This is a genomic window from Aquamicrobium lusatiense (assembly GCF_014201615.1).
GTDB classification, from domain to species: Bacteria; Pseudomonadota; Alphaproteobacteria; order Rhizobiales; family Rhizobiaceae; genus Mesorhizobium; species Mesorhizobium lusatiense.
Genome location: NZ_JACHEU010000001.1, coordinates 2,489,364 through 2,515,746, shown reverse-complemented (window position 1 = coordinate 2,515,746; position 26,383 = coordinate 2,489,364). Strand labels below are relative to the sequence as shown.

Here is a 26,383-nt window from a genome sequence, read left to right as displayed (position 1 = left end):
GATGAAGCTCATCTATTTTGCATGGGTTCGCGAGCGCATCGGCAAGGCGGAGGAGGTCGTCGATCTTCCGGCCGGGCTGGAAACCGTGTCGGACCTGCTGGGCTGGCTGAGAGAGCGCGGCGAGGAGTATGAGAACGCCCTCCAGCATCCTGAAGTGATCCGTGTGGCGATCAATCAGGAGCATGTCGCCCATGGCGAGAAGATCGCAGGGGCAAACGAAATCGCCCTGTTCCCGCCGATGACCGGCGGTTGATGTCGATGCCTGCCATTACACCCCATATCCGCATCCAGACCGCGGATTTCGATGTGGGCGAAGAGATTGCCGGGCTCTCCCGCGGCCGCAAGGACATCGGCGCGGTCGTGACCTTTACAGGGCTGTGCCGCGATGAGGCGGGCAAGCTTTCGGCACTGGAACTCGAACACTATCCCGGCATGGCGGAGGCCGCGATACAGCGCATCGCCGGCGAGGCCTGCACGCGCTGGCCGCTTCAGGGTGTTACGGTCATCCACCGTTACGGCAGGATGGAGCCCGGCGACAATATCGTGCTGGTCGCCACCGCTTCCACGCACCGGCAGGCGGCCTTCGAGGCTGCGACATTCATCATGGATTTCCTGAAATCACGGGCGCCGTTCTGGAAGAAGGAACATCGCGCGGATGGTTCGCAGGGCGACTGGGTAGAGGCCAGAGAAGCCGACGAAGCAGCACTTTCCGCGTGGGGCAAGTGACCTTTGGTCAACCACAGGTTTTACGAGGCGCCATGCTTTTTCCTCATTCCTGCGGCCCCTTGGGATCCCGAAACGAGGACATGAAATGCTGAAGAAACTGATTTTGCTGGGACTGGTGCCTGTGGCCGGGCTCGTTGCTGTTTCAAATCCCGCATTCGCCGCCGAAAGGGTGATTTCGGGTGAGGTTCTTTACCGTGAGCGCATGGCCCTGCCGGAGAATGCGGTCGTGTCGGTTCAGCTGGCGGATGTGTCGCGAATGGATGCATCGGCGGACGTGATCGGTGAGCAGGAGATTTCGCCTGCCGGGCAGGTGCCGGTGAAGTTCGAAATCAGGTTCGACGATTCGAAGATCACAAAGAACATGACCTATGCGCTTCAGGCGCGCATCACGGTCGATGGCGAACTCTGGTTCATCAACGACACGCACCATGGGGTGGATCCGCTGACCAGCGAAGCGCAGACCATTCTCGTGAAGAGGATCGCCCGGCATACCACTGACGCGCTTCACGGCGTGGAATGGACGCTGGTATCAATCGAAGGCTTCGGAGAACTGCCAGACAACCCTGTGACATTTTCCATCGACAACGAGGACCGCGCAGGCGGGCGCGGGCCTTGCAACGGTTATTTCGGCGGAGCCAAGATTGACGGTGAGGCGATTTCGCTGAGCCAGATAGGCGCCACCCAGATGGCTTGCGAGCCGGCGCGCATGAAGGCCGAGCGGGCTTATTTCGATGCACTGGGCGAAGTGAAGGCCTACGCCATCGACGACGGGCAACTGGTCCTGAAGGATTCCGGCGGCAAGGAAGTGCTGCGCTTCAAAAAGGGTGCGTAACCTCTCTCCCAAACTAAAAAAGCCGGGGCATGCCCCGGCTTTTTTGCGGCTGGCTGAAATCAGCCAACGATCTCGGTGTCGGAGAACCAGTATTTGATCTCCTGCGCAGCGGTCTCGGGCGCATCCGAGCCATGCACGGAGTTTTCGCCGATCGAAAGGGCGAAGGTCTTGCGGATGGTGCCCTCGGCAGCGTCAGCCGGATTGGTGGCGCCCATCACTTCGCGGTTGCGGGCGATGGCGTTCTCGCCTTCCAGCACCTGAACGATGGTCGGGCCGGCGGTCATGGAGTCGACCAGCTCGCCGAAGAAGGGGCGTTCCTTGTGCACGGCATAGAAGCCCTCGGCTTCGCGGCGGCTCATCCACACGCGGCGGGACGCGACGACGCGCAGGCCGGCCTCTTCAAGCGCCTTGGTGATGGCGCCGGTCAGGTTGCGGCGGGTGGCATCCGGCTTGATCATGGAGAAAGTGCGTTCGAGCGCCATGGGTCTTCCTTGTAAATTGGGATTGAAGTGTGGCGCGCTCTATACAGGTCAGCCTGCCTATTGCCAAGTGTGTGAGATACGAGAGCTTGGCGGCAAGCCGCGGCGGCGTTAGTGGTCTAAGGGCAAATTGGCGGGAGAAATTCCATGAAGCAGCATTTCATGATGTTTGCGGCCTACAACCGGTGGGCCAACGCCCGCATCTACGATGCCGCCAGCGAGCTGAGCGAAGATGAATTCCAGCGCGATGTCGGTGCCGCATTCGGCTCGCTCATGGGCACGCTCAACCATATTCTGGTCGCCGACCGGATCTGGATGAAACGCTTTACAGGCGAGGGCGACGCACCCGCAAAGCTGGACACCATTCTGCACAGGGAGCTTTCGTTACTGCGGGAAGCCCGGCAGGCTGAGGATGCCCGGATTGTCGACTGGATCGGCGGCATGACGCCTGAAGGGCTGGCCGGCCGCTTTACCTACATCACCGTCACCGATGTGCGCACCATCTCGCAGCGACTGTCGCCGGCGCTCGGGCATGTGTTCAACCACCAGACCCATCATCGCGGGCAGGCGCATGCCATCCTGACGATGCTCGGCCAGCCTTCCGTGGTTCTGGATCTCGTCTATTTCCAGCGCACCGAAGAGGGCAGGGCCTACGCCTGAGCGGACGGATCGCGCTTTCGGCCTTGCCATTGGCGTAAAGGCGGGCCAAAACGCGCCACCATGTTGATCATAAATGACCTTTCGCTGCGTATTGCCGGCCGCCTGCTGCTCGACCACGCCTCGCTGACCCTTCCGGCAGGAAGCAAGGCCGGTCTGGTGGGACGCAACGGCACCGGCAAGACAACGCTGTTTCGCGCCATCACCGGCGATCTCGCCTCCGAAACCGGCAATGTTTCGATGCCGAAGAACACGCGCATCGGCCAGGTCGCGCAGGAAGCTCCGGGCACCGAGGAACCGCTGATCGAGATCGTGCTGAAGGCCGACAAGGAGCGCGCGGCCCTTCTTGAGGAAGAAAAGACGGCGACCGATCCGAACCGGATCGCCGAAATTCACATCCGTCTCGCAGATATCGACGCGCATACGGCCGAAGCGCGCGCGGCGACCATCCTGTCCGGGCTCGGTTTCGACGAAGAAGCGCAGAAGCGCCCGGCGTCGTCGTTTTCCGGTGGCTGGCGCATGCGCGTGGCGCTAGCTGCGGTGCTGTTTTCGGAACCGGATCTGCTGCTTCTCGATGAGCCGACCAACTATCTCGATCTGGAAGGCACGCTGTGGCTGGAAAGCTATGTGGCGAAATATCCGCATACCGTGCTGCTCATCAGCCACGACCGCGACCTTCTGAACCGGGCGGTGAACTCCATCGTCCATCTCGACCAGAAAAAGCTGACCTTCTGGCGCGGCGGCTACGACCAGTTCGAGCGCCAGCTCGCCGAGCAGCGGGAGCTTCAGGAAAAGGGCCGGGTCAAGCAGGAGGCGCACCGCAAGCATCTGCAATCCTTCATCGATCGCTTCCGCGCCAAGGCCAGCAAGGCAAGGCAGGCGCAGTCCCGCATCAAGGCGCTGGAGCGCATGAAGCCGATTGGCGCGGTGCTCGATGAATCGGTGCGGCCATTTTCCTTCCCCGAGCCGCAGAAGACCGTGGCCTCGCCCATCGTGGCCTTCTCCGGCGTCGATGTCGGCTATACGCCGGGCAAGCCGGTTCTGAAGCGCATGACGCTGCGCATCGACAATGACGACCGCATCGCGCTTCTGGGCGCCAACGGCAATGGCAAGTCCACCTTCGCCAAGCTGCTGGCTGGAAGGCTGCCGCCGGAAGCGGGCACGATCACCATTGCGCCGGGCCTGAAAGTATCGATCTTCGCCCAGCACCAGATGGACGATCTGCGGCCGGAGGAAAACGCCTATGAGCATGTGCGGCGGCTGATGCCGGATGCGCCGGAGGCGAAGGTGAGGGCGCGCGTCGCCCAGTTCGGTCTTGCAACCGAGAAGATGAACACTGCAGCCAAGGATCTCTCCGGCGGCGAGAAGGCGCGGCTTCTGATGGGGCTTGCCGCCTTTGAGGGCCCCAACCTGTTCATCCTCGACGAGCCGACCAACCATCTCGACATCGACAGCCGCGAGGCGCTGATTCACGCGCTGAACGATTTCCCCGGTGCCGTCATCCTCGTCAGCCACGACCGCCATCTGCTTGAAGCGACGGTTGATCGCCTGTGGCTGGTCAAGGATGGCCGGGTCGAGCCTTTCGACGGCGACCTCGACGACTACAAGACCATCGTCACGGGCCAGCCTGCCGACCGCCGCGAAAAGCGCGAGGCCGAAAAGGCGAACAAGGCTGATCGCCGCCGCGAGGCCGCGCAGCGCCGCGCGGCGCTTGAGCCGCTGGCCAAGCAGATCAGGGCTACCGAAGGCCTGATGGATCGGCTGCGCAAGCGCATCGACGGGATCGAGGACGAGTTGGCCGATCCGGCTCTCTACGAGAAAGACGCGGCCCGCGCCACAAAACTGGCCAAGGAGCGTTCGGAGCTTGCTTCACAGCTCAGTGGGCATGAAGAGCGCTGGCTGGAAATGTCTGCCGAATATGAAGCGGGCATTGCCGAATAGAGCATTTTGCAGTCAGACGGGATCGTCTGACGTAGCACAAATGCGGCAAGGAAAACATGCTTGAGCAGGAGGCGTTCTGACTGACGCCTCCTGCTCAAGCGTCAGGCGATGTCCTTCGGTGTGATGAAGTCGGTCAGGCGGGATGTTTCGGCGGATAGGTCCTGCCAGTTTGAGCCTATTTCGAGGCGCACGATCGCGGCTGTCGGAAACTTACGTTCAAGTTTTTCGAGGGCGGGGACCGAGGAGCCCGGCCCGGCGAGCATGCTGACCAGAAGCTCCAGCCCCGGATTGTGCCCGATGACGAGAAGGCTGCCTGCCTCGTCGGGCGTTTTCTTTATTTCTGCGAGAATGTCAGCCGGGTCGGCTTCATAAATCGTGTCGATAAATATGCTGGTGCAGGGATTTTTCCATTGCGCGGCAGCCAGTTCCCATGTCTGGCGCGTGCGCACCGAAGACGAGATCAGCGCGAGATCGGGGAGCCAACCCCGTCGCGCCATTTCCCTGCCCATGAGTGGAGCGGCCCGCAGGCCGCGGTTGGCGAGCGGGCGCTGGAAATCGCTGAGCGATGGGTCGTCCCAGCTCGATTTCGCATGCCGCAGGAGAAATAGCTGGCGCACCCGCTTCAGGGCGTGAAACGCGCCAGCGCTTCCAGATCGACCTCGTCGCGCAGGTCGGCCGGGGAAAACAGGACGGTGTCCGCATTCTCGACCAGACCTGTGCCAGCGGAAAAGCGGACCTTTCCGTCTTCCATGGCGACCTTGCCCTCTGCCAGCATCTTGAGCGCCAGCACATAGAGCGGATGCTCGGCCTTCAGAATGCGCGCGACAAGCGAAGCTTCGTCGTCGCCGGCCAGAACCGGCACGGCCGCCTGCGCGATGATGGGGCCGTCATCCATCTCGGGCGTGACGAAATGGACCGTGCAGCCATGGACCTTCACGCCGGCCTCAAGCGCGCGCCTGTGCGGTTCGAGACCCTTGAAGGAGGGCAGCAGGGAAGGGTGGATATTGATCATCCGCCCCGCCCATTTCTCGGCGAACCCGGCGGTCAACAGGCGCATGTAGCCGGCAAGAGCGACGATCTCGGCATTGAACCCGTTGAGTGCTGCATCGATGGCGGCGTCGTGATGTGCTTTGCTGGCATAGTCGCTACGCACGATGGTGCGGGTGGGAATGCCGCGCGCGGCAGCTACGCGCAGGCCGCGTGCCTCCGGCTGGTCACTGATGACGCCGACGATTTCAGCCGGATAGCTGGTGTCCGATGCCGCCTCGATCAGCGCGGCCATGTTCGAGCCGCGTCCGGAAATCAGGACGACCGTGCGCTTGCGTGCGGTCTTCATAGGCCGATTTCCCCCCGATAGATCACACCTGCGTCGCCGCGCGGCACGATGCGGCCGACCGGCTTCACGGTCTCGCCGGCTTCCTGCAGAACGGCAGCCACTTGCGCTGCCTGACCGGAAGCCACCACGATCACCATGCCGATGCCGCAGTTGAATGTGCGCATCATCTCATTGGCTTCCACGCCACCCGTCTTTGCCAGCCAGGAGAAGACAGGCGGAACGTCGATGGTGTCGAGATCGAGTTCGGCGGAAAATTCCTTCGACAGCACGCGCGGAATGTTCTCCGGGAAACCGCCGCCGGTGATATGCGCCAGAGCCTTGATGCCATGCGTGCTGCGTATCGCCTTGAGGATCGGCTTCACATAGATGCGGGTGGGTTCCAGCAGGGCTTCGGCAAGCGTCAGATCCTTGTCGAAGGGAGCGGGATCCGACCAGTTCAGACCGGATGCGGCGACGATGCGGCGCACCAGTGAATAGCCATTGGAATGCACGCCAGAAGATGAAAGGCCGAGAATGACGTCGCCTTCGGCGATGTCGTCGGTCGGCAGAAGCTGGCCGCGTTCGGCAGCACCCACGGCAAAGCCGGCGAGGTCGTAGTCGTCGCCGTGATACATGCCGGGCATTTCAGCCGTTTCGCCGCCGATCAGCGCACAGCCGGCATCGCGGCAGCCACGGGCTATTCCGCCCACAATGGCCGCGCCCTGTTCGGGATCGAGCTTGCCGGTGGCCAGATAGTCGAGGAAGAACAGCGGCTCCGCGCCCTGCACGACGAGGTCGTTGACGCACATGGCAACGAGGTCGATGCCGATCGTGTCGTGCTTGCCCGCATCGATGGCGATCTTGAGCTTGGTTCCGACACCGTCATTGGCCGCGACGAGAACCGGATCGGTGAAGCCGGCTGCCTTCAGGTCGAACAGGCCGCCAAAGCCGCCGATTTCGCCATCGGCCCCGGGCCGGCGGGTAGCCCGCACCAGCGGCTTGATTTTCTCGACCATGAGATTGCCGGCATCGATATCGACGCCCGCTTCCGCATAAGTCAGCCCGGTCTTGCGCTCAGCCATCGCTTTCCCCTTGCTAAAGCGGGCTCTTCGCATGAACCGCCCTGTCCCGCAAGGTAGCGCATCGGCACATGATGACGGAACTGGGGAAAGCCACATTTTGCACCTTATGGCGTCGGCAATTTGTCGGTTTGCGGCAATATTGCCGGACAGTCGGCAACTCTCGTTCCACAGGCAGTGCTCCGGATTGTCAGGCCAGCCTCTTGACCATCACTTCGACAGCGGCCTATCTCGATTATTGGCTGAAGCACATGAGCGGCAATGGCAAAGGCAACACGACCGGCAAGCGATAAAGATGCCTCCAGAGCCGACATGTCTGTCGCTCTGAGACGGCAGGCGCTGTTCTGGGGAACAGCGATGGTTCTGCTGATCCTCTTTCTCTACGTGTTCTCGGGAATCCTGCTGCCTTTCGTAGCCGGCATGGCGCTCGCCTATTTCCTTGATCCGGTGGCTGATCGCCTGCAGCGTCTCGGGCTCTCGCGCCTGATGGCGACGATCGTCATTCTGTTCGCCTTCGTCATCGTGCTGGTGCTTGGCTTTGTCGTGCTGGTGCCCATCCTCGCATCCCAGATGGCGGATTTTGCCGCACGGCTGCCAGATTACATGACGCGGCTTCAGGCGCTGGTCACCAATTTCGACCCGGCATGGCTGGAACGCCGCTTCGGCGTTGATGCAGCGGGACTGAAGGAGGGGCTCAACTCCTTGCTGACCTCCGGATTCGGCCTGCTGACGTCTCTCTTCCAGTCGATCTGGAACTCGGGAATGGCGCTGGTTTCCGTGGTCAGCCTGCTGGTGGTGACGCCCGTGGTTGCATTCTACATGCTGCTCGACTGGGACCGCATGATCGCCGTCGTCGACAGCTGGGTGCCGCGCGACCATGTGCAGACGGTGCGGACGATTTTTTCCGACATCAACACGGCAACGGCCGGATTCGTGCGCGGGCAGGGCACTTTGTGCCTGGTTCTGGGGGGCATGTATGCGTTCGGCCTGACGCTGACGGGGCTCAACTTCAGCATCCTGATTGGTCTGTTTGCGGGCCTGATCAGCTTCATTCCCTATGTCGGATCGCTGACCGGGCTCGTGCTGGCGGTAGGCGTTGCCTTTGTGCAGTTCTGGCCGGACTGGATCATGGTCGCGGCTGTCGCCTGTGTGTTCTTTGTCGGGCAGTTCATCGAGGGCAATATTCTCCAGCCTAAGTTGGTGGGAAAGAGCGTGGGCCTGCACCCGGTCTGGCTGATGTTCGCGCTTTTCGCCTTCGGCGCGCTGTTCGGCTTTGTGGGCCTTTTGATTGCCGTGCCGGCAGCAGCCGCAATTGCCGTGCTGGTGCGTTTTGCGCTCTCCCGTTATCTGGAATCTCCCCTCTACAAGGGAATCAGCAACGAAGAAGCGCCGGCTGTGGCGCGCCCCGGAAAAGACTGATCCCGGCATGGTACAGCAGCCCGAAAAACCACGGCAATTGCCGCTCGATTTCGGCCATGCGCCGGGCTATTCGCGCGATGAACTCGTCGTTTCGCCGGCCAACGAAGAGGCTGTGGCGCTCATCGACCGCTGGCCGGACTGGCCGGCGCCCGTCATGGTGCTTTCCGGCCCTACAGGTGCTGGAAAAACCCATCTGGCGGCGATCTGGCGCGCTCAGGCAGATGCTGTGGCGCTGAGGCCAGCCAACATCTCATCTTCACTGGAAACGCTCGAAACCCGGCCGGTGCTGCTCGATGATGTCGACCGCGGACCGATCGATGAAACCGGGTTGTTCCACCTGATCAATCATATACGCGCCAATGACAGCCATCTGCTGATCACCGCGCGCCGTTTTCCGGCTGCGTGGGGTGTGACGCTGGCGGATCTGGTGTCGCGCCTGAAAGCAGCGCCGGTGGTGGAAATACGCGAGCCGGATGACCTGTTGCTCGCCGGCGTCATAACCAAGCTCTTCGCAGACCGGCAGATCGAGGTCGATCTTCCGGTGGTTCAGTATCTCGTGCGCCGCATCGAGCGCTCGCTGGCAACCGCGATACGGGTGGTCGAGCGGCTGGATCGCATGGCTCTAGAAGAGCACAGCCGCATAACGCGCGCTCTTGCCGCCGAAGCCGTCAATGCCATGGACGAGGGGCAGGCCGAATTCGATCTCTGATCGCGGACGGAAGGTATGTTTTCCCGCAATCGTGATGACCAGATTGTCCTGAATTTTTCAGCGGTTACGAAATGAGGATTATCTGACGCAGGAAATATGAACTTGCCATGTGCGTGGCGAGCGCTGCGCATCTTTGCGACGATTAAGGCGGGCGATTTTGTGAAGAAAGAAATTTGGCTGGGGAACCTGGATTCGAACCAGGACTAACGGAGTCAGAGTCCGTGGGTCTACCGTTAACCTATTCCCCAGCAGCGCATCGCCTGCGATGCTTACCTGCCTTTTCCAACCGGTCTCGTTTGATCCGGTCCGGGGCGCCTCGGTAAAGTGCGCCCGGCAAGTGGCTGCGTTTTAATCGTCGCTTTGAATTAGTCAACCCCGCCTGTGATTTCAATTGTGGGATTGTGCATTCAATTGTCGTTTCGACGCAGTTGAGCGCGTTCGAACAGCAGAACGACGCCGAGGCTGATGATCAGCGGCACGATCAGATAGAACAGCCGGAACACCAGCAGGGCGGCCAGAACGTCCACCGCCTCCATATCCGGCAATCCCATAAGAAATACGACCTCCAGCACGCCGAGGCCGCCCGGAGCATGGGAAATCTGCGCCACCGAGAACGACACCAGAAACACGCCGAGAACGACGAGGTAGCCGGGATTGCCTGCTTCCGGCAGCGCGAAATAGATGATCGCGCCAGCGGCAAAAAGCTCCAGAGGCCCGATGATGAGCTGGCGCGCGACGATCGGCAGGCGCGGATAGTGAATTTGCAGAGAGCCGATTCGTAATGGGCGTAGATTGAGCCACGAACAGAAGACATACGCGATAACCGGCACAAGCAGGAGCATGCCTGTCAGGCCGGAAAATTCCCGCAAGCCGAGGTCGGAAAAGCGATCGAGCAGGCCGGGAACCAGAATCAGCACGATTGCGCCGACCGTGATGGTGGAAAGCACGAAGGTGAACCAGCAGACCGCCACCAGAACGCCGACTTCCTGACCGCTCAGCCCTTTGGTGACATAGGCGCGATAGCGAATCACGGCGCCCGAAAACACTGATCCGCCGATATTGTGGGACAGCGCATAGGTGGTGAAGGAACATAAGGTCACGAACAGCCAGGACACACGCTTGCCGATATGCAGGAGGGCGATGTGATCGTATCCGGCAAGGGCCGCATAGGCGACCACCGCACTGAGCGCAGACAGCGCCCAGTGGGTGGACGAGATGGCCATCAGGCTGTCCCAGACATCATCAAGCGAGATGCCGCGCAATTCGTGAAGCAGAATCCAGATGGAGAATGCGACGGCTGCCAGCCCCACGGCCGGCCAGAAATAGCGTTTCCAGTTCATGCACGGCCTGTCATGCGCGGCGGGTGCCTCCATGAGAAAGGTTCAAGGGACATGCATGGCTGCCGGCCCCCCGGCGAATCCGAATTTCAGGAATGCATGATGAATGTGGCTGCTTCAACCTTTGACAGGCCATAAAGTTCACTCTCATGATTCTTTCTGCGGTTTGCTCTTGGTGAAACCCGGCACCGCTGCTAATCTTTCCTCAACTTGAAAATATGAGCGCCTGCAGCGTCCGGCTCTATCGGTTCGCGCGGCGTCGGAAGGAACGACTGTGAGATACCGCGACGCCGGCGCCAGGACGCCGGGGAGTGGCGGGTCCGGGGAATCGGCGGAGCCTTCGGGCGTGTCCGCTCCCGTTGCTGATGGCCGCCTTGAGGGCGCCCCGGCAAATCTGTCCGCTGCCGGGCAGGATGGCCCCACCACCCAGAACGGAAAGCCCAGAAAGCGACGCAAGCGTCGACGTGGCCGTAAGGTTTACGCTCGCGACGGGCAGGGCGCGCCCCAGGGCCAGCCAACGGAAAAAGCGGGGTCGGGTCAGGCCGCCAAAACTGCCTCCACCTCGTCGGGCCGGTCTTCGGCAGGCGTGAAAGAGCGCAGAAGCGAAGCCACTAACGGGCAGGCCTTCACGGGTGCGCCTGCCCGAAAGCCTTTTGAAGATCTTCCCGTATTCGCCGCGCTGGACCTTGGAACCAATAATTGCCGGTTGCTGGTCGCCATCCCCACACGTTACGGCCAGTTCCGTGTCATCGATGCATTTTCGCGCATTGTGAGGTTGGGCGAAGGGCTTTCGGCGAGTGGACGTTTGTCGGACGCCGCGATGGACAGGGCCGTCGAGGCATTGAAGATTTGCGGCGACAAGCTGCGCAGCAGAAATGTGCGCCGGGCGCGCCTCATCGCCACAGAAGCCTGTCGCTCGGCTGAAAACGGTTCGGAATTCATCGACAGGGTTGAGAAAGAGGCCGGACTCAAGCTGGAGATCATAGATCGCCAGACAGAGGCCCGGCTGGCAGTTTCGGGTTGTGGTTCGCTCGTCGAGCGCGACACGCAAGGCGTGGTGTTGTTCGACATTGGGGGAGGCTCCTCCGAAATCGCGCTGATCGATCTGAGCAAGGGGCGGCGCTCCCAGCACCTTGCCAATCACATCGTGTCCTGGACATCGCTGCCTGTGGGCGTTGTTTCGCTGGCGGAGCGTTTTGGGGGACGCACGGTCACGCGCGATTCGTTCGCTGCCATGGTGGATGACGTAGCCACGCGGCTTTCCGCCTTCGAGGGTCGCAACCGGCTCAATCACGTGCTGCAAAGCCCCCGGTTTCACCTGCTTGGCACATCGGGTACGGTGACCACGCTTGCGGGCGTGCATCTTGATCTGCCGCGCTATGATCGCCGCCGCGTCGACGGCTTATGGATGGACCGCACCAATGTCGACCGCATGGTGGAAAAGCTGCTCGGCTGGGATTTCCAGAGCCGCGTTGCAAATCCCTGCATCGGGCCGGACCGGGCCGATCTGGTTCTGGCGGGATGCGCCATTCTGGAAGCGATCCGCGCCGTGTGGCCCTCCCAGCGCCTGCGGGTGGCGGACAGGGGCCTGCGCGAAGGCATATTGAGCGAACTGATGGCGGATGAGGGCGTGTGGCGCGACGCCCGCAGAGGCGGGGCAAGGCGATGACGAAGAAACCGGAAAAGCCGGGCGCGGGCGTCTCCCGCGTGCTGCGTACCAAGATCAAGAAGAAGAGCGGGCTCAAGGAGTCGTCGCGCCGGTGGCTGGAGCGGCACATGAACGACCCTTATGTGCAGCGCTCGAAAGCAGATGGCTATCGCTCGCGCGCCGCCTACAAGCTGATCGAGATCGACGACAAATATAAGCTCCTGAAGCCCGGCATGCGCATCATCGATCTTGGCGCAGCGCCCGGAGGCTGGTGCCAGGTGGCGGCAGCGCGCGTGAAATCGAGCGCGGAAGCGCCGACCGTCGTCGGCATCGACTATCTGGAGATGGATCCGGTTCCGGGTGCAGCCATCCTTCAGATGGATTTTCTCGACGACGATGCGCCTGAAAAGCTGATCGAGGCGCTGGGTGGGGAACCGGACGTGGTGCTGTCCGATATGGCCGCACCCACCACCGGGCATCGCCGCACGGATCACCTGCGCACCATGCATCTTTGCGAGGTTGCGGCCGACTTTGCCATGACCGTTCTGCGGCCGGGCGGGCATTTCCTCGCCAAGACCTTTCAGGGCGGCACCGAGACCGGATTGCTGGACGACCTGAAGAAGAGTTTCCGCACCGTCCATCACGTTAAGCCGCAGGCTTCGCGCGCCGAATCCGTTGAGCTTTATCTGCTGGCACGTGATTTCAGGGGCAGGGCGGAGCAGCAGGAAAATGACGAATAAAGGCTGATCTTTTCCGGCCGCCGCTTTTCAGCGGCCGGGAACCGTGTTACGAGCCACCGCCAATCCTGAAAGGGACAGACGAGTCGGCGCGGGCCATGCGGGTTCCGTGCCCTTCACGCATTCCGGGAAATTGGCCATGGCAAAAATCATCGAAACGTCCACCGGCGCGCTGGCGCTCACCTTTGACGACGTGCTGCTGCAGCCGGGTCATTCGGAGGTCATGCCGGGCGAAGTTGACATCTCAACGCGAATTGCCGGCGATATCGATTTGAATTTGCCGATTATTTCGGCAGCCATGGACACAGTGACGGAATCTCGACTGGCCATCGCCATGGCGCAGGCTGGCGGCATCGGCGTCATCCATCGCAATCTCACCCCTGTCGAGCAGGCCGAGCAGGTCCGCCAGGTGAAGAAGTTCGAATCCGGCATGGTGATCAACCCTGTCACCATCGGCCCGGATGCGACGCTGGCCGATGCGCTGGCGCTGATGAGCGCACATGGCATTTCCGGCATTCCGGTGGTGGAAAATGGCGGAACCGGCGGTCATAAAGCGGGCCGCCTCGTCGGCATTCTGACGAACCGCGACGTGCGCTTCGCCTCCGACCCCGCTCAGCGCGTCTACGAGCTGATGACCCGCGAGAACCTTATCACCGTCAAGGAAAACGTCGACCACGACGAGGCCAAGCGCCTGCTGCATCAGAATCGCATCGAAAAGCTGGTCGTCACCGACGGCAAGGGCGTGTGCGTCGGTCTGATCACGGTCAAGGACATCGAGAAGTCGCAACTCAACCCCAACGCCTCCAAGGATGCGCAGGGACGCCTGCGCGTGGCTGCCGCGACCAGCGTCGGCGCGGATGGTTTCGAGCGCGCCGAGCGCCTGATCGACGCCGGTGTCGATCTTTTGGTGATCGACACGGCGCATGGCCATTCGCAGCGCGTTCTGGATGCCGTCACCCGCGCCAAGAAGCTGTCGAATGAAGTGCGCATCATGGCTGGCAATGTGGCCACCGCGGAGGGCACGCAGGCGCTGATCGACGCAGGTGCCGATGCCGTCAAGGTCGGTATCGGTCCGGGCTCGATCTGCACCACCCGCATCGTTGCGGGCGTCGGCGTGCCGCAGCTGTCGGCTATTCTGTCGGCGGTCGAGGTCGGCCAGAAGGCCGGCATTTCGATCATCGCCGATGGCGGCATCAAGTTCTCAGGCGATCTGGCCAAAGCATTGGCGGCAGGCGCATCGGCCGTCATGGTCGGCTCGCTTCTGGCCGGCACCGAGGAGAGCCCCGGCGAGGTCTACCTGCATCAGGGACGTTCGTTCAAAGCCTATCGCGGCATGGGATCGGTCGGCGCCATGGCGCGCGGATCGGCTGACCGCTATTTCCAGGCGGAAGTGCGCGACACGCTGAAGCTGGTGCCGGAAGGCATCGAGGGGCAGGTGCCGTACAAGGGGCCGGTCGCAGGTGTCCTGCATCAGCTCGCCGGTGGTCTGAAGGCCTCGATGGGCTACGTCGGCGGCGCCGATCTGGCTGAGTTCCGCAATCGCGCTACGTTCGTGCGCATCTCGAACGCCGGCCTGCGTGAAAGCCATGCCCACAACGTGACCATCACCCGCGAAAGCCCGAACTATCCGGGCAGTGTGTGACCCGGGAGTTTTGAGGTTTCCGGCATATTGAAATGATATGCCGGTGATTTCGTGCCCGCATGTCTTGTGCGGGCAACGTCTGCGATCTTCATGATCGTATTCACCGATAGGCGACGTGCTGGGTTCGTCGCCCTTCTGGTTCACCCGCCAGACGCTTTTTCTTCTATTGAGAAGCCAGCAGCGAGACATACCCGCCTGAATGGCGTTCAAGTCTTCCGACAAGGTCCAGTTCGAGCAGAACCATCTGCACCTGTGCGGTTTCCAGACCTGTGTGACGGATGATTTCGTCAATCCCAACCGGGGTTGGCCCCAGCGCATCGATGACAAGACGTCGTTCGTCTTCCTGTGGTGGTGGTGCATCCGACAGGTCGGTCGATTCCTCAAGCGGGAACTCCGCCGGCTGCGCTGTGCCGTAGAGTGGTCTGACCGCCTCCAGAACGTCATTGGGTTCCGTCGTAAGGATGGCGCCATCCTTGAGCAGGCCATTGGTGCCGCCGGCGCGGGGATCGAGCGGGGAGCCCGGAACCGCGAAGACCAGCCTGCCCATTTCTCCGGCAAGGCGCGCTGTGATGAGGGAGCCGGAGCGTTTCGCGGCTTCCACCACCAGCAGCCCTATGCCCATGCCGGCCACGATCCTGTTGCGACGGGGGAAATCCTGCGCGCGCGGCTGCCAGCCGAACGGCATCTCGGAGACGATGGCGCCGCCGCGTTCCGCGATTTCGCGGCAAAGCCCGGCATTTTCCGGCGGATAGGGCATGTCGAGCCCGCCGGCCAGAACGCCGATCGTGCCTGTATCGATACTGCCGCGATGTGCCGCCGTGTCGATGCCGCGTGCGAGCCCGGAGACGATGGCATAGCCGGCCTGACCGATTTTCACGGACAATGCAGCCGCCAGCCTCGTTCCTGCGACGGAGGCATTGCGTGCACCCACAACGGAGATCGCAGGCCGGCTCAGCACCGCTCCCTCGCCGATCACGGCCAGAACGGGCGGCGGATGGTCGACCTGCTTCAGCAGCAGCGGATAGTCTGGATCGCCGATGCAGACGAAACGCGCGCCGAAACCGGCGGCATGATCCATCTCCCGGAGGATTTGCGCTTCATCGGGTATCCGCACGATCCGGCGCGCCCCGGCGGACTGCATGAGATCCGGCAGCATGTCGAGCGCGGTCTGTGCCGAACCGAATCGATTGATGAGATCGCGGAATGATGCAGGGCCTACATTGGGCGTTCGTATCAGGCGCAGCCATGCGAGCCTTTGTCTGTCGCTCAGACCGGGCCGGGCCCGGTTCACCCCCCCTATCACCCCCGGGCCCCGATCCGGCCTTCGGTGCCGGAGGCAAGGCGCTGGATGTTGGCGCGGTGCTTGATGAAAAGGATCACGCTCATCACGGCAAACAGCCCGGCAAGCTGCGGCGTGGCGAGGAACCACAGGGCGACCGGCACGGCGATGGCTGCGCAAAGCGCTGCCAGCGAAGAGTATCGGAAGACTATGGCGACCAGCAGCCAGACGGCGGCGAAGATCAGCGCCACCTGCCATGCGAGAGCGATCAGCACGCCGAGATAGGTCGCAACGCCCTTTCCGCCCCTGAAGCCCAGCCAGACAGGGAAGAGGTGGCCCAGAAACGCACCAAAGCCGGCCCATAAACCGAGATCGGGAGCATAGAAGTTTGCCAGAAGAACGGCTGCGGTGCCTTTCAGCGCATCCAGAAGCAGGGTGGCCGCGGCAAGCTTCTTGTTGCCGGTGCGCAGAACGTTGGTCGCGCCTATGTTGCCCGAGCCGATGGAGCGCACGTCACCGAGCCCGGCCGCGCGTGTCAGCAGCAGGCCGAACGGGATCGATCCCAGCAGATAGCCGAAGATCAGCGCCGCGATGGTGATGAAGGTCATGCTTCCCCCTGGCTGACCGATTGGTTCCGTCCTAGCGCAGTTCCGGCAAAAGTGCGACGCGGTTTTGCGCCCGGAACTGCCTGGAAACAAAGAAACAGAGCATTGGAGGTGATCCGTTATTCACCAAAAACGCTCTAGATGCTGAACACTGTGCGGCCCGCAACCATGGTTTGCAAGACCCTGCCTTGCAGCCGCGCGCCCTCGAAGCAGGTGTTCTTGGACCGGGAGCGGATGCCGGTTTCGCTGACCACCCATGGCTCGTTCAGGTCTACAACCGCCAGATCAGCCGGTGCACCGGGCTTCAGGCTGCCGCCGGGCAGGTCGAAGAGGCGGGCAGGCGCCGTCGACAGCGCCTCGATGATCCTGAGGAGCGGCACCTCGCCGTTGTGATGGAGGCGCAGGGCAACGGCCAGCAGCGTTTCCAGCCCGATTGCGCCAGCCGCTGCATCCGAGAACGGCAGGCGCTTGGTGTCGACGTCCTGCGGGTCGTGAGAGGAGACGATCAGATCGAGCGTGCCGTCCTTCAGCGCATCGATCATGGCGATGCGGTCTTCCTCGGTGCGCAGCGGCGGCGTTAGCCGGAAGAAGGTGCGGTATTCGCCGACATCATGCTCGTTCAGTGCCAGATTGTAGATCGCCACGCCGGCGCTGACATTGGCGCCGTCGCCCTTGGCGCGGCGGATGGCATCGGCTGCCATGCCCGTCGAAATCTTGGCGGCGTGGTAGTTGCCGTGCGTGAGGCGGGCGAGCGCCAAATCGCGCTCCAGCGGGATGGTTTCCGCTTCGCGGGGAATACCGGAAAGGCCGAGCCAGCTCGCATAAAGCCCTTCGTTCATGACGCCGGATGAGGCGAGATCCGCATCCAGCGTCTCGTGAACGATGGTCGCGCCGAAATCGCGTGCATAGGTGAGCGCGCGGCGCATCACCAGCGAGTTGGCGATGGTGTGGCGCCCGTCGGTAAAGGCGACTGCACCCGCCTCGCGCAGAAGGCCGAACTCGGTCATCTCGCGGCCTTCGAGGCCCTTGGTGATGGCAGCGGCGGGGAAGATGTTGACACAGGCAGTATCGCGCGCGGTGCGCAGCACGAATTCAACCAGCGCGACATTGTCGATCACCGGATCGGTGTCCGGCATCATCACCACCGAGGTGACGCCGCCGGCGGCAGCGGCCTGACTGGCAGAAGCGATGGTTTCGCGATGCTCGCCACCCGGTTCGCCGATGAAGACACGGCTGTCGATCAGTCCGGGGATAATGGTTTTGCCTGTGCAGTCGATGACGGTGGCGCCTTCCGGGGCACCCTGATTGAGCGCTTCCTTGCCGGCGGCGGCGATCTTTCCGTCCTGCACGACGACGCTGCCGGTCTCGTCCAGTTCGCGCGAGGGATCGACGATGCGGGCGTGGCTGAAGATGGTGGTGCTCATGCGCTCAGCCCTCCGTCATTATGGGCCGGATTACGGCGTGGATCGAGCAGCGCCTCCATCACCGCCATGCGCACTGCGACGCCCATCTCCACCTGTTCCTGGATCACGCTCTGCGGTCCGTCCGCGATTTCCGACGCGATCTCGACGCCGCGGTTCATCGGGCCGGGATGCATGACCAGCGCGTCATCTTTGGCCGCTTTCAGCTTTTCGGCATCAAGGCCGAAGTAGCGGAAATATTCGCGCACGGAGGGCACGAAGCTGCCGGCCATGCGCTCGCGTTGCAGGCGCAGCATCATCACCACGTCCGCGCCTTTCAGGCCTTCTTCCATGTTGCGGAAGACGTTGACGCTCATCTGATCGATGCCGGAGGGCATCAGCGTCGATGGAGCGACCACGCGCACCTGCGCGCCCAGCGCGTTGAGCAGGATGATGTTGGAGCGGGCGACGCGCGAATGAAGAATGTCGCCGCAGATCGCGATTGTCAGCCCGCCGATGCGCCCCTTGGCGCGACGGATGGTAAGGGCGTCGAGCAGTGCCTGTGTCGGATGCTCATGCGTGCCGTCGCCGGCATTCACCACCGAGCAACCCACCTTCTGCGCCAGCAGGGCGGCCGCACCCGCCGACTGGTGGCGGATGATCAGGATATCCGGCCGCATGGCGTTGAGCGTCATCGCCGTGTCGATCAGCGTTTCGCCCTTCTTCACCGAAGAGCTGGCAACCGACATGTTCATGACATCGGCGCCGAGGCGCTTGCCAGCCAGCTCGAACGAAGACTGGGTGCGGGTCGAGGATTCGAAGAAGAGATTGATCTGCGTGCGCCCGCGCAGGGTCGACGTCTTTTTCTCCGATTGCCGGGAAATCGAGACGGCGCGATCGGCGCGGTCCAGCAATATCTCTATATCGGGTGGGGAAAGGTCCCTTATGCCAAGCAGGTGGCGGTGGGGGAAGAGCGGCAGGGGCGCGTCTGTTTGGGTCATCTCAGGGGCGTGCTATACGGCCAGCAGAAGTGACCTGCAAGGACCCGCTTTGCATTGGATGGGCATCTTCCCCTATTTTCATGGCCTGCTCATGCGACCATGGGATATAAAGCCGCCAATGAAGCGGATTCGACAAGCCGCTGAAGGCCCCGGACCGGAGGCCGCCACGACATACAGGGACATTGCGTGACAGACGACGTGACCAACCAGCCGCCGCCCCTCACAGGCACGAACGCCTGGAGAGGCGATCCGCTGCTGATCCAGCTCGCTGAGCAGTTCTCCGACCCTGTGCGCAAGGACCTGGACGGCCTTGGCCGCTTCGTGCTGACGCAGGAGGCGCAGGATCTGGCGCGCCTGGCCAACACCGAGACGCCGCGCCTTCGCACCCATGACCGGCAGGGCCGTCGCATCGATCTAGTCGAGTTCCATCCGGCCTATCACGCGCTGATGCGGCGCTCGGTGGCCAACGGCCTGCATTCCTCGATCTGGGAGAATGGCGATACGGAAATCGGACGGCGGCATCAGGTGCGTGCCGCGCGATTCTATCTGACCGCCCAGCTTGAAGTCGGCCATCTGTGCCCGATCACCATGACCAGCGCTTCGCTTGCGGCGCTGATGGGCAGCCCGAAAACATTCCGCGAATGGGCGCCCCGCGTCACGACACGCAAATATGATCAGGCGCAGAAGCCGCCTGTGGAGAAAACCGGTCTCACGCTCGGCATGGGCATGACCGAGAAGCAGGGCGGCACCGATGTGCGCGCCAATGTCACCCGCGCCGAACGCGCGGGCTCGACCGGGTTTTTCCGGCTCACCGGCCATAAATGGTTCATGTCGGCCCCGATGTCGGACGCGTTTCTGGTGCTGGCGCAGGCGACCGAAGGCCTTTCGTGCTTCCTCGTGCCGCGCATCCTGGGGGACGGCACCGGCAACGGTTTCCGCTTCCAGCGCCTCAAGGACAAGCTCGGCAATCGCTCCAATGCATCGTCCGAAGTCGAGTTCGAGAATGCCATCGGCGAGATGGTGGGCGAGCCGGGCGCGGGCGTGCGCACCATCATGGACATGGTCACGCTGACGCGGCTCGACTGCGCCGTCGCTTCCTCGGCGCTGATGCGGGCCGGTCTTGCCGAGGCGGTCCATCACTGCCGCCATCGCCAGACATTCGGCAAGCGGCTGATCGACCAGCCCCTGATGCAGCGCGTGCTGGCCGACATGGCGCTTGACGTGGCGGCGGCGACCGCTCTGTCGTTCCGCCTTGCCCGTTCCTTCGACGAAGCCGCGGGCGACCGGGGAGAAGCCGCCTTCGCCCGCGCCATGACGCCGGTGGTGAAATACTGGGTCTGCAAGATCGCCCCCGCACTTCTCTATGAAGCGATGGAATGCCTCGGCGGCAACGGCTATGTCGAGGAAGCTCCGCTTGCCCGCTACTATCGCGAAGCCCCCGTCAATGCGATCTGGGAAGGTTCCGGCAATGTCATGGCGCTCGACGTGTTGCGCGTGCTTGGCCGCGCGCCGGGTCTTTTCGACGATGTCATGGCCGGTATAGACCGGGATCTGGGCGCCAGCGGCCACGGCACCGTCGGTGTGCTGAAAGCGGCCATGCAGGTTGCGTCCAGCGACGAGGGTTCGGCGCGCATCCTGACCGAGCAGCTTGCGCTGGCGGCAGCTGCCGCCGAGTTGCGGCGGCTTGGGGCAGGGCGCATCGCCGACGCCTTTGTCGAGACCCGGCTGGCCGGCCAGTGGCGTACCACCTATGGCCTGCTCGACTCACGGCACGATGCGCGCCTCATCATCGATACGCTCTATCCTCCGGCCAGCTGAGTCAGAACCCTCCGAAAGCAAAACCGCGCAGTTCTGCGGACGTTAACCATAGTTAACGAAATCCGTTGCGATGCGCCGTTGCGACCGTCACTCTTATGGTTAGCAAAGCGTTAACGAGCGGGGTTGATCAGCCGTGCCGACAGGACATCCGGAACAAGACGGCACTGCCCGCAAATTCGCGGGTGTTTGCTGATGCGCTACGTTTTCGCACTGTGGGCCGCACCGCTGCTTCTGTTCTGGGGCTGGTATTTTCTGTCCTTCAACGACATGAATTTCGGCTATGTGATGCTAAGCCGCCCACTGCATGACTTCGTGTTCCAGCTTTACGGCGACATTCTGGGCATCGACCCGGAGATCATTCCGGGCTTGGTGGCGCGGGCGTGCATCATGGACACCGGCCTCATTCTGGCGTTCTGGGCTTTTCGCCGTCGCCGCCAGATCGCTGCCTGGATCAGGAGGAAGCGGGGGCTGGAAACGGAGTCAGCCGTCGCTGCGCAGCCGGCGCAACCTGTCGAGAACGCCCTGCAGGATGAAGGACGCGGCAGCCGAATCGATCTTCCCGCTGCGCTTGGCCCGCGAAAAGTCCATTTCGATCAGGGTGCGCTCGGCAGCCACGGTTGACAGGCGTTCGTCCCAGAACAGGAACGGCAGGTCTGTCAGCTGCGCCATGTTGCGCACAAAGGCGCGGGATTTCTGAGCGCGCGGTCCATGGCTGCCGTCCATGTTGACCGGCAGGCCGATGGCGATGGCTCCCACATTGTCCCTTTTCAGAAGATCTAGGAGGGCTGTGGCATCCTGCGTGAACTTCTTTCGCATGATGACGGGGCGTGGATGCGCGAAGGAGAGGCCGGCATCCGAGACGGCAACGCCAATCGTCTTGTCGCCGAGATCAAGGCCTGCCACGGTCTGGCCCGGTTGAAGACGCTGGATCAGTTGTTCCGCTTCAATGATATTCAAGGTGGCCCCGGCTTTCCTTTGACATGGCTGGTCAGGCTTCTATCCTCGCACCGACTTAAAATCCCGAAATAAATATCATCGAGGACGCTCACCATGAAACTGACCTGGTATGGCCATTCCGCTTTCCGTATCGAAACCGGCGACGCCACGATCCTCATCGACCCCTATCTGGTTGGCAATCCCGTCTGGCAGGGTGGCTGGGAAGAACCCGCGCAGGGTGTCACCCATGTGCTTCTGACTCATGGCCATGACGATCACATCAGCGGAGCGGCGGAAATCCTGAAGCAGTCCGGCGCCATGCTGGTCGCGAATTTCGAGATCTGCATGCATCTGGTCGGCAAGGGCGTCAGCGATCAGAAGATCAATCCCGGCAATATCGGCGGCACGGTGGATTGCGGCGGTTTCACCACGACTTTCGTGCAGGCGCTGCATTCGTCTTCGGCTTCGGCGGAAAACGGCAATGTCTATCTCGGCAATCCGGGCGGTTTGGTGCTGCATTTCCCCGACGCGCCGACCCTTTACCACATGGGCGATACCGACATCTTCTCCGACATGGCGCTGATCAACGAGCTGCATGAACCGAAGATCGGCATCGTGCCGGTCGGGGATCGCTTTACCATGGGCGGCGCGGTGGCCGCATTGGCCTGCCGGCGCTTCTTCCGTTTCGACACGGTCGTGCCCTGCCATTTCGGCACTTTCCCGCTGCTCGACCAGACCGCCGACAAATTCGTCGAGGGGCTGGAAGGGTCGGGCGTGAAGGTTGCGCTGCCCGGGATCGGCAAGCAGATCACGATCTGACCGGCTCTGGATGTTGCACCCGCCAGCCTGCACCGCTATAGCGCAGGCTGGTTCCAAAACAGTTTTGAAGCGGACTTTCTACATGTCGGTCGATCTGGATACGGTCAAACGCGTCGCACGTCTTTCACGCATCGCGGTCAGCGAGCAGGAGGCGGCCGTCATGGCGGACAAGATCAATTCCATCCTTGGTTTCGTCGAGCAACTGAACGAAGTAGATGTAACCGGCGTCGAGCCGATGACGTCCGTGCTTCCGATGGACATGCGCAAGCGCGCGGATGCGGTAACCGACGGCAACAAGGCCGCCGACATCGTTGCCAATGCGCCGGCGACAGAAGAGAATTTCTTCCTCGTTCCGAAGGTGGTCGAATAGAAGCGATGTCGATCTCCATTACCACGGAACCGCCGTTGCAAGACGATGTGCGCACGCTCGTGGCCGAGCTCAACGCCTATCTGATGCCGCTTTCGCCGCGCGAATTCCAGTTCCAGATGACGGTCGAGGAAATGTCCGAGGCTGCTCTCACCCTGTTCATCGCGCGCGACGGCACCGGCCAGGCCGTCGGCATGGGTGCGCTCAAGGAGCATGGCGACGGGCTTGGCGAGATCAAGCGGATGTACACCTTGCCGCAGGTGCGAGGCCAGCGTGTCGGCGCCCGCATTCTTGAGCGCATAGAGGAACTGGCGCACAAGAGGGGGATCAGGCGTCTCGTACTCGAAACCGGCGAGGGCGCGGGCTTCGAGCCCGCCTGGCGTGTTTATGAGCGTGGCGGTTTCCAGGTATGCGGCGCTGTCCTTGACTATCCCGATTCCGGCTATTCGCGATTTTACGAAAAGAAGTTTGCCTGATGACCGACCTGACCAGACTCACGATTTCACAGGCGCGCGAGAAGCTGCGCGCTCGGGAGATTTCCGCCGTCGAGCTGACGGATGCCTATCTGGGCGCCATCGACGCAGCCAATGACAAGCTCAACGCCTACGTGGCGGTCACGCATGACAAGGCCCGTGACATGGCGAAGGCTTCCGACGCGCGGCTGGCCTCCGGGCAGGCCGGCGCGCTCGAAGGCATTCCGCTTGGCGTGAAGGACCTGTTCGCGACGGAAGGCGTCCACACACAGGCATGCAGCCATGTGCTCGACGGTTTCAGGCCACGCTATGAATCGACCGTCACGGCCAATCTGTGGGCCGATGGCGCGGTGATGCTGGGCAAGCTCAACATGGATGAGTTCGCGATGGGCTCTTCCAACGAGACCTCCTATTACGGCCCGGTGAAAAACCCGTGGCGGACGAAAGGCTCGGACGCCGATCTGGTACCGGGCGGCTCGTCTGGCGGTTCCGCTGCCGCGGTTTCGGCGTTTCTGTGCGCCGGTGCGACCGCAACCGATACGGGCGGCTCCATCCGTCAGCCGGCTGCCTTCACCGGCACGGTCGGCATCAAGCCCACCTATGGCCGCTGCTCGCGCTGGGGGATCGTGGCCTATGCCTCGTCGCTGGATCAGGCAGGTCCCATTGCCCGCGACGTGCGCGATGCGGCAATCCTTCTGAAGTCGATGGCCTCCGTCGATGTGAAAGACACCACCTCCGTCGATCTGCCGGTGCCGGATTATGAGGCGGCGCTCGGTCAGTCGGTGAAAGGCATGAAGGTTGGCATTCCGAGGGAATATCGTGTCGAGGGCATGCCGCAGGAAGTGGAAGCGCTCTGGCAGCAGGGTATCGCCTGGCTGAAGGAGGCTGGCGCCGAGATCGTCGACATTTCCCTTCCGCACACGAAATATGCGTTGCCGACCTATTACATCATCTCGCCGGCCGAGGCCTCCTCGAACCTCGCCCGTTATGACGGCGTGCGTTATGGTCTGCGGGTTCCCGGCAAGGACATCGTGGAGATGTATGAGAACACCCGCGCCGCCGGCTTTGGCGACGAGGTGAAGCGCCGCGTCATGGTCGGCACCTATGTGCTGTCTGCCGGCTATTACGATGCCTATTATCTGCAGGCCCAGAAGGTCCGCACGCTGATCAAGAAGGACTTTGACGATGCCTTCGCGGCCGGCGTGGACGTGATCCTGACGCCTGCCACGCCATCGGCCGCTTTCGGCATTGCCGACAAGGAAATGTCGAGCGATCCGGTGAAGATGTATCTCAATGACATCTTCACGGTGACGGTGAACATGGCGGGCCTTCCCGGCATTTCCGTGCCGGCCGGCCTCAATGATCAGGGGCTGCCGCTGGGGCTGCAGCTTATCGGCCGGCCTTTCGACGAAGAGACCCTGTTCCGCACCGCGCACGTCGTGGAGCAGGCAGCCGGAACCTTCCAGCCGCAGAAGTGGTGGTAACACCTGCCCGGGAGGGATAAGACATGTTCTTCTATCTCTCCAAGCTGTTCTGGTTCGTGATGCAGCCGATCAACCTGATCGGCCTGACGGCGCTGGCGGGGATCATGCTCGCCATCGTCGGGTGGCGCCGTTTGTCCATCTTCTTCTCGTCCATCGCGTTTCTTGTGCTGGCCATCGGTGCATGGACTTCGACTGGTGCGCTGATGCTGCACCCGCTGGAGGATCGGTTTTCCCGTCCTGATCCGGCCCCTGCCGGCATCGCCGGCATCATCGTGCTGGGTGGCGGCTTCGAGGGCGGCGTGAACCTTGTGCGCGGCGGCTACGAGCTGAACGCAAGCGGCGATCGGTTTGTCGAGGCAGCCGTTCTTGCTAGGCGCTATCCCGAAGCCCGGGTGGTGGTGACCGGCGGTGCCGGCAGCATGATGCTGGAAGGAGAGGGCGATGGCGACACCGCCCCGCGGCTGCTGACTGCGCTGGGCGTGGAGCCCGGGCGGCTGGTTCTCGAAAACAAGTCTCGCAATACATACGAAAATGCCGTTTTCACACGCGAGATCGTCAAGCCGCAGGCGGGCGAGACATGGCTTCTGGTGACGTCCGCCTTCCACATGCCCCGATCGGTCGGCCTGTTTCGCAAGGCCGGATTCGATGTGGTGCCTTGGCCTGCCGATTACCGCACCGCCGGCAACGAGTATTTCGGCCCGGCGCAGGACAATGTGTCGGACTCCCTCCAGAATCTGACGGTTGGCCTGCGCGAATGGATCGGCTTGCTCGCCTACTGGCTGTCGGGCCGTATCGATTCGCCGCTTCCCGGTCCCGTAGACTGATCGTTCTGCTCATTCATTTCCGTCAGAACGGCTTCGCGCGCATTGGAAAAGAACTGGCGGCGCATCAGAACGACTGCCAGCAGTGCGCTCGACAGAATGAAGGCTACCGGTCCGACGAACCAGCCGAGATAGCCGATCGAGAAGAAAATCGCGCGCAGACCCGAATTGAAATGTTTGCCGGCAAGCTGGTTCATCTTCGCCGCCCGCATCACGGCGTTGCGGGTTTGCGGATTGCGCGCCATCTCCCCATGGGCGACAGGCACGGCGCCGATCAGGATCGAGCAGTAGTTGAACAGCCGGTATGACCAGCCGAACTTGAAGAAGGCGAAGGCCAGGATAATCACCAGGCCGACGACCTTGAGCTGGAAGGCTGTGCGCGTGGCCGCACCCTGAAGGTGGAGATCGGAAAGCACGCCGATCACCTGATCGGATGCGCCAATGAGCGCAAAACATCCGCCGATTGCAATCAGGGAGCTTGAGGCGAAGAAAGCGGTTCCCTGCTGCAATCCGCTCATGATGGCGGTGTCGACGATGCGGATCTCCCGCTCGGCCATGCGCTGCATCCATATTTCGCGCTGCCGGTTCATCGCCATGGTGAGCGATGGCCGATGGAACAGCCAGCCGTCAGAGGCCAGCGTGTGCAGCCCCCAGGCCAGAAGGAAGAAAGCCAGTGCGCCGAAATCGGCCGCCGACAGATGGTAGGAATCGAGCATGGTCATCCTTTACCACAGGAGAGCCTGTAGCCGCAGCAGGCAGGGCTTGTCGCTGGCTCATCGAAAAGTGCAGCAAATGGTGACAGGAAACATTATATAAGCATGATAAGCCAATCTGCATTGGCTGTTTCTGTGAGGTGACG

General features: G+C 62.3%; 27 protein-coding genes, 1 tRNA gene and 1 pseudogene. 17 read left to right on the top strand and 12 right to left on the bottom strand.

Features of this window, described 5'->3' with window-relative positions; genetic code table 11:
- The first annotated feature begins 1 nt into the window (after position 1).
- The 3 genes from moaD to HNR59_RS12075 all read left to right on the top strand — a co-directional run bounded on the left by moaD (position 2) and on the right by HNR59_RS12075 (position 1,558).
- Positions 2–253 carry a molybdopterin converting factor subunit 1 gene (moaD, locus tag HNR59_RS12085; RefSeq protein WP_183830410.1) on the top strand — a complete coding sequence of 84 codons (252 nt, stop codon included), beginning with the start codon at positions 2–4 and terminating at the stop codon, positions 251–253.
- Positions 254–258: 5 nt separating this feature from the next.
- Positions 259–726, top strand: coding sequence for a molybdenum cofactor biosynthesis protein MoaE (locus tag HNR59_RS12080; protein ID WP_183830407.1), 468 nt, complete (start codon positions 259–261; stop codon positions 724–726).
- A gap of 85 nt (positions 727–811) precedes the next feature.
- On the top strand, positions 812–1,558 hold the full coding sequence (locus HNR59_RS12075) for a YbaY family lipoprotein (RefSeq protein ID WP_183830404.1): 747 nt from the start codon (positions 812–814) through the stop codon (positions 1,556–1,558).
- Positions 1,559–1,617: 59 nt separating this feature from the next.
- On the opposite strand, the gene ndk is transcribed toward HNR59_RS12075, so the two are convergent.
- Positions 1,618–2,040 (bottom strand): nucleoside-diphosphate kinase, encoded by a 423-nt coding sequence (gene ndk / locus HNR59_RS12070; protein WP_183830401.1) that lies wholly within the window; start codon positions 2,038–2,040, stop codon positions 1,618–1,620.
- Between the two features lie 144 nt (positions 2,041–2,184).
- Here ndk and HNR59_RS12065 point away from each other — a divergent pair, with 144 nt between their 5' ends.
- On the top strand, positions 2,185–2,697 hold the full coding sequence (locus HNR59_RS12065) for a DinB family protein (RefSeq protein ID WP_183830398.1): 513 nt from the start codon (positions 2,185–2,187) through the stop codon (positions 2,695–2,697).
- A 60-nt stretch (positions 2,698–2,757) separates the two neighbouring features.
- A complete protein-coding gene (locus HNR59_RS12060) occupies positions 2,758–4,635 on the top strand; it encodes an ABC-F family ATP-binding cassette domain-containing protein (RefSeq protein WP_183830395.1) in 1,878 nt (625 codons plus the stop codon).
- A 101-nt stretch (positions 4,636–4,736) separates the two neighbouring features.
- Here HNR59_RS12060 and HNR59_RS12055 read toward each other — a convergent pair whose 3' ends face one another.
- Genes HNR59_RS12055 through purM form a run of 3 tightly spaced genes read right to left on the bottom strand, consistent with a single transcriptional unit; the run spans position 4,737 to position 7,032 of the window.
- A complete protein-coding gene (locus tag HNR59_RS12055; RefSeq protein ID WP_183830392.1) occupies positions 4,737–5,252 on the bottom strand; it encodes a histidine phosphatase family protein in 516 nt (171 codons plus the stop codon).
- 5 nt (positions 5,253–5,257) lie between these two features.
- Positions 5,258–5,971, bottom strand: a complete 714-nt coding sequence (gene purN / locus HNR59_RS12050; protein WP_183830388.1) for a phosphoribosylglycinamide formyltransferase — start codon at positions 5,969–5,971, stop codon at positions 5,258–5,260.
- A complete protein-coding gene (gene purM, locus HNR59_RS12045; protein WP_183830385.1) occupies positions 5,968–7,032 on the bottom strand; it encodes a phosphoribosylformylglycinamidine cyclo-ligase in 1,065 nt (354 codons plus the stop codon). Before purM ends, purN begins: the two co-directional genes overlap by 4 nt.
- A gap of 258 nt (positions 7,033–7,290) precedes the next feature.
- Here purM and HNR59_RS12035 point away from each other — a divergent pair, with 258 nt between their 5' ends.
- Both HNR59_RS12035 and hdaA read left to right on the top strand, forming a co-directional pair.
- Positions 7,291–8,448: an AI-2E family transporter gene (locus HNR59_RS12035; protein WP_183830382.1), complete on the top strand. Its 1,158-nt coding sequence runs from the start codon at positions 7,291–7,293 to the stop codon at positions 8,446–8,448.
- 7 nt (positions 8,449–8,455) lie between these two features.
- Positions 8,456–9,157, top strand: a complete 702-nt coding sequence (gene hdaA, locus HNR59_RS12030; RefSeq protein WP_183830379.1) for a DnaA regulatory inactivator HdaA — start codon at positions 8,456–8,458, stop codon at positions 9,155–9,157.
- A gap of 174 nt (positions 9,158–9,331) precedes the next feature.
- Here hdaA and HNR59_RS12025 read toward each other — a convergent pair.
- A tRNA-Gln gene (locus HNR59_RS12025) sits at positions 9,332–9,405 on the bottom strand.
- A 159-nt stretch (positions 9,406–9,564) separates the two neighbouring features.
- Positions 9,565–10,497 (bottom strand): putative bifunctional lysylphosphatidylglycerol flippase/synthetase, encoded by a 933-nt coding sequence (locus tag HNR59_RS12020; RefSeq protein WP_183830376.1) that lies wholly within the window; start codon positions 10,495–10,497, stop codon positions 9,565–9,567.
- Positions 10,498–10,888: 391 nt separating this feature from the next.
- Between HNR59_RS12020 and HNR59_RS12015 the strand changes: the two genes are divergently transcribed.
- The 3 genes from HNR59_RS12015 to guaB all read left to right on the top strand — a co-directional run bounded on the left by HNR59_RS12015 (position 10,889) and on the right by guaB (position 14,521).
- Positions 10,889–12,163 carry a Ppx/GppA phosphatase family protein gene (locus HNR59_RS12015; protein ID WP_210307348.1) on the top strand — a complete coding sequence of 425 codons (1,275 nt, stop codon included), beginning with the start codon at positions 10,889–10,891 and terminating at the stop codon, positions 12,161–12,163.
- Positions 12,160–12,882, top strand: a complete 723-nt coding sequence (locus HNR59_RS12010; RefSeq protein WP_183830369.1) for an RlmE family RNA methyltransferase — start codon at positions 12,160–12,162, stop codon at positions 12,880–12,882. Before HNR59_RS12015 ends, HNR59_RS12010 begins: the two co-directional genes overlap by 4 nt.
- 136 nt (positions 12,883–13,018) lie before the next feature.
- The gene (gene guaB, locus HNR59_RS12005) at positions 13,019–14,521 is read left to right on the top strand and encodes an IMP dehydrogenase (RefSeq protein ID WP_183830366.1); all 1,503 of its coding nucleotides are present in this window, start codon (positions 13,019–13,021) and stop codon (positions 14,519–14,521) included.
- Positions 14,522–14,684: 163 nt separating this feature from the next.
- Here the strand turns inward: guaB and dprA are convergent, their stop codons facing one another.
- The 4 genes from dprA to HNR59_RS11985 all read right to left on the bottom strand — a co-directional run bounded on the left by dprA (position 14,685) and on the right by HNR59_RS11985 (position 18,806).
- The gene (gene dprA, locus HNR59_RS12000) at positions 14,685–15,812 is read right to left on the bottom strand and encodes a DNA-processing protein DprA (RefSeq protein WP_183830363.1); all 1,128 of its coding nucleotides are present in this window, start codon (positions 15,810–15,812) and stop codon (positions 14,685–14,687) included.
- A gap of 8 nt (positions 15,813–15,820) precedes the next feature.
- Positions 15,821–16,408, bottom strand: a complete 588-nt coding sequence (plsY, locus tag HNR59_RS11995; protein WP_183830360.1) for a glycerol-3-phosphate 1-O-acyltransferase PlsY — start codon at positions 16,406–16,408, stop codon at positions 15,821–15,823.
- Positions 16,409–16,542: 134 nt separating this feature from the next.
- Entirely contained in the window at positions 16,543–17,829 is a 1,287-nt protein-coding gene (locus tag HNR59_RS11990) for a dihydroorotase (protein WP_183830357.1), read from the bottom strand.
- Positions 17,826–18,806, bottom strand: coding sequence for an aspartate carbamoyltransferase catalytic subunit (locus HNR59_RS11985; protein ID WP_183830354.1), 981 nt, complete (start codon positions 18,804–18,806; stop codon positions 17,826–17,828). The genes HNR59_RS11990 and HNR59_RS11985 overlap by 4 nt, the downstream gene beginning before the upstream one ends.
- A gap of 186 nt (positions 18,807–18,992) precedes the next feature.
- Here HNR59_RS11985 and HNR59_RS11980 point away from each other — a divergent pair, with 186 nt between their 5' ends.
- Together HNR59_RS11980 and HNR59_RS20795 are read left to right on the top strand one after the other, a co-directional pair.
- Entirely contained in the window at positions 18,993–20,624 is a 1,632-nt protein-coding gene (locus HNR59_RS11980; protein ID WP_183830352.1) for an acyl-CoA dehydrogenase family protein, read from the top strand.
- A 192-nt stretch (positions 20,625–20,816) separates the two neighbouring features.
- Positions 20,817–21,086: pseudogene (locus tag HNR59_RS20795) on the top strand (DUF6105 family protein); the annotation flags it as partial.
- Positions 21,087–21,104: 18 nt separating this feature from the next.
- On the opposite strand, the gene ruvX reads toward HNR59_RS20795, so the two are convergent.
- Entirely contained in the window at positions 21,105–21,581 is a 477-nt protein-coding gene (ruvX, locus tag HNR59_RS11975; protein ID WP_183830349.1) for a Holliday junction resolvase RuvX, read from the bottom strand.
- Positions 21,582–21,674: 93 nt separating this feature from the next.
- Here ruvX and HNR59_RS11970 point away from each other — a divergent pair, with 93 nt between their 5' ends.
- The 5 genes from HNR59_RS11970 to HNR59_RS11950 all read left to right on the top strand — a co-directional run bounded on the left by HNR59_RS11970 (position 21,675) and on the right by HNR59_RS11950 (position 25,527).
- A complete protein-coding gene (locus tag HNR59_RS11970) occupies positions 21,675–22,379 on the top strand; it encodes a metal-dependent hydrolase (protein ID WP_183830347.1) in 705 nt (234 codons plus the stop codon).
- Between the two features lie 82 nt (positions 22,380–22,461).
- Positions 22,462–22,749, top strand: a complete 288-nt coding sequence (gene gatC, locus HNR59_RS11965) for an Asp-tRNA(Asn)/Glu-tRNA(Gln) amidotransferase subunit GatC (RefSeq protein WP_183830344.1) — start codon at positions 22,462–22,464, stop codon at positions 22,747–22,749.
- A gap of 5 nt (positions 22,750–22,754) precedes the next feature.
- Complete coding sequence (locus tag HNR59_RS11960) at positions 22,755–23,222, top strand: GNAT family N-acetyltransferase (protein WP_183830341.1); 468 nt, start codon at positions 22,755–22,757, stop codon at positions 23,220–23,222.
- On the top strand, positions 23,222–24,703 hold the full coding sequence (gene gatA / locus HNR59_RS11955; RefSeq protein WP_183830338.1) for an Asp-tRNA(Asn)/Glu-tRNA(Gln) amidotransferase subunit GatA: 1,482 nt from the start codon (positions 23,222–23,224) through the stop codon (positions 24,701–24,703). The genes HNR59_RS11960 and gatA overlap by 1 nt, the downstream gene beginning before the upstream one ends.
- Positions 24,704–24,726: 23 nt before the next feature.
- Positions 24,727–25,527, top strand: a complete 801-nt coding sequence (locus HNR59_RS11950) for a YdcF family protein (RefSeq protein WP_183830335.1) — start codon at positions 24,727–24,729, stop codon at positions 25,525–25,527.
- Here HNR59_RS11950 and HNR59_RS11945 read toward each other — a convergent pair.
- Positions 25,476–26,240, bottom strand: a complete 765-nt coding sequence (locus tag HNR59_RS11945; RefSeq protein ID WP_183830332.1) for a DUF599 domain-containing protein — start codon at positions 26,238–26,240, stop codon at positions 25,476–25,478. The genes HNR59_RS11950 and HNR59_RS11945 overlap by 52 nt on opposite strands.
- Positions 26,241–26,383: the final 143 nt, after the last annotated feature.

Bases quoted from the DNA above. Each gene is read 5' to 3' on its own strand.
- moaD (WP_183830410.1), top strand. From the start codon at position 2: ATGAAGCTCATCTATTTTGCATGGGTTCGCGAGCGCATCGGCAAGGCG.
- HNR59_RS12080 (WP_183830407.1), top strand. From the start codon at position 259: ATGCCTGCCATTACACCCCATATCCGCATCCAGACCGCGGATTTCGAT.
- HNR59_RS12075 (WP_183830404.1), top strand. From the start codon at position 812: ATGCTGAAGAAACTGATTTTGCTGGGACTGGTGCCTGTGGCCGGGCTC.
- ndk (WP_183830401.1), bottom strand. From the start codon at position 2,040: ATGGCGCTCGAACGCACTTTCTCCATGATCAAGCCGGATGCCACCCGC.
- HNR59_RS12065 (WP_183830398.1), top strand. From the start codon at position 2,185: ATGAAGCAGCATTTCATGATGTTTGCGGCCTACAACCGGTGGGCCAAC.
- HNR59_RS12060 (WP_183830395.1), top strand. From the start codon at position 2,758: ATGTTGATCATAAATGACCTTTCGCTGCGTATTGCCGGCCGCCTGCTG.
- purN (WP_183830388.1), bottom strand. From the start codon at position 5,971: ATGAAGACCGCACGCAAGCGCACGGTCGTCCTGATTTCCGGACGCGGC.
- purM (WP_183830385.1), bottom strand. From the start codon at position 7,032: ATGGCTGAGCGCAAGACCGGGCTGACTTATGCGGAAGCGGGCGTCGAT.
- HNR59_RS12035 (WP_183830382.1), top strand. From the start codon at position 7,291: ATGGCAAAGGCAACACGACCGGCAAGCGATAAAGATGCCTCCAGAGCC.
- hdaA (WP_183830379.1), top strand. From the start codon at position 8,456: ATGGTACAGCAGCCCGAAAAACCACGGCAATTGCCGCTCGATTTCGGC.
- HNR59_RS12020 (WP_183830376.1), bottom strand. From the start codon at position 10,497: ATGAACTGGAAACGCTATTTCTGGCCGGCCGTGGGGCTGGCAGCCGTC.
- HNR59_RS12010 (WP_183830369.1), top strand. From the start codon at position 12,160: ATGACGAAGAAACCGGAAAAGCCGGGCGCGGGCGTCTCCCGCGTGCTG.
- guaB (WP_183830366.1), top strand. From the start codon at position 13,019: ATGGCAAAAATCATCGAAACGTCCACCGGCGCGCTGGCGCTCACCTTT.
- plsY (WP_183830360.1), bottom strand. From the start codon at position 16,408: ATGACCTTCATCACCATCGCGGCGCTGATCTTCGGCTATCTGCTGGGA.
- HNR59_RS11990 (WP_183830357.1), bottom strand. From the start codon at position 17,829: ATGAGCACCACCATCTTCAGCCACGCCCGCATCGTCGATCCCTCGCGC.
- HNR59_RS11985 (WP_183830354.1), bottom strand. From the start codon at position 18,806: ATGACCCAAACAGACGCGCCCCTGCCGCTCTTCCCCCACCGCCACCTG.
- HNR59_RS11970 (WP_183830347.1), top strand. From the start codon at position 21,675: ATGAAACTGACCTGGTATGGCCATTCCGCTTTCCGTATCGAAACCGGC.
- gatC (WP_183830344.1), top strand. From the start codon at position 22,462: ATGTCGGTCGATCTGGATACGGTCAAACGCGTCGCACGTCTTTCACGC.
- HNR59_RS11960 (WP_183830341.1), top strand. From the start codon at position 22,755: ATGTCGATCTCCATTACCACGGAACCGCCGTTGCAAGACGATGTGCGC.
- gatA (WP_183830338.1), top strand. From the start codon at position 23,222: ATGACCGACCTGACCAGACTCACGATTTCACAGGCGCGCGAGAAGCTG.
- HNR59_RS11950 (WP_183830335.1), top strand. From the start codon at position 24,727: ATGTTCTTCTATCTCTCCAAGCTGTTCTGGTTCGTGATGCAGCCGATC.
- HNR59_RS11945 (WP_183830332.1), bottom strand. From the start codon at position 26,240: ATGCTCGATTCCTACCATCTGTCGGCGGCCGATTTCGGCGCACTGGCT.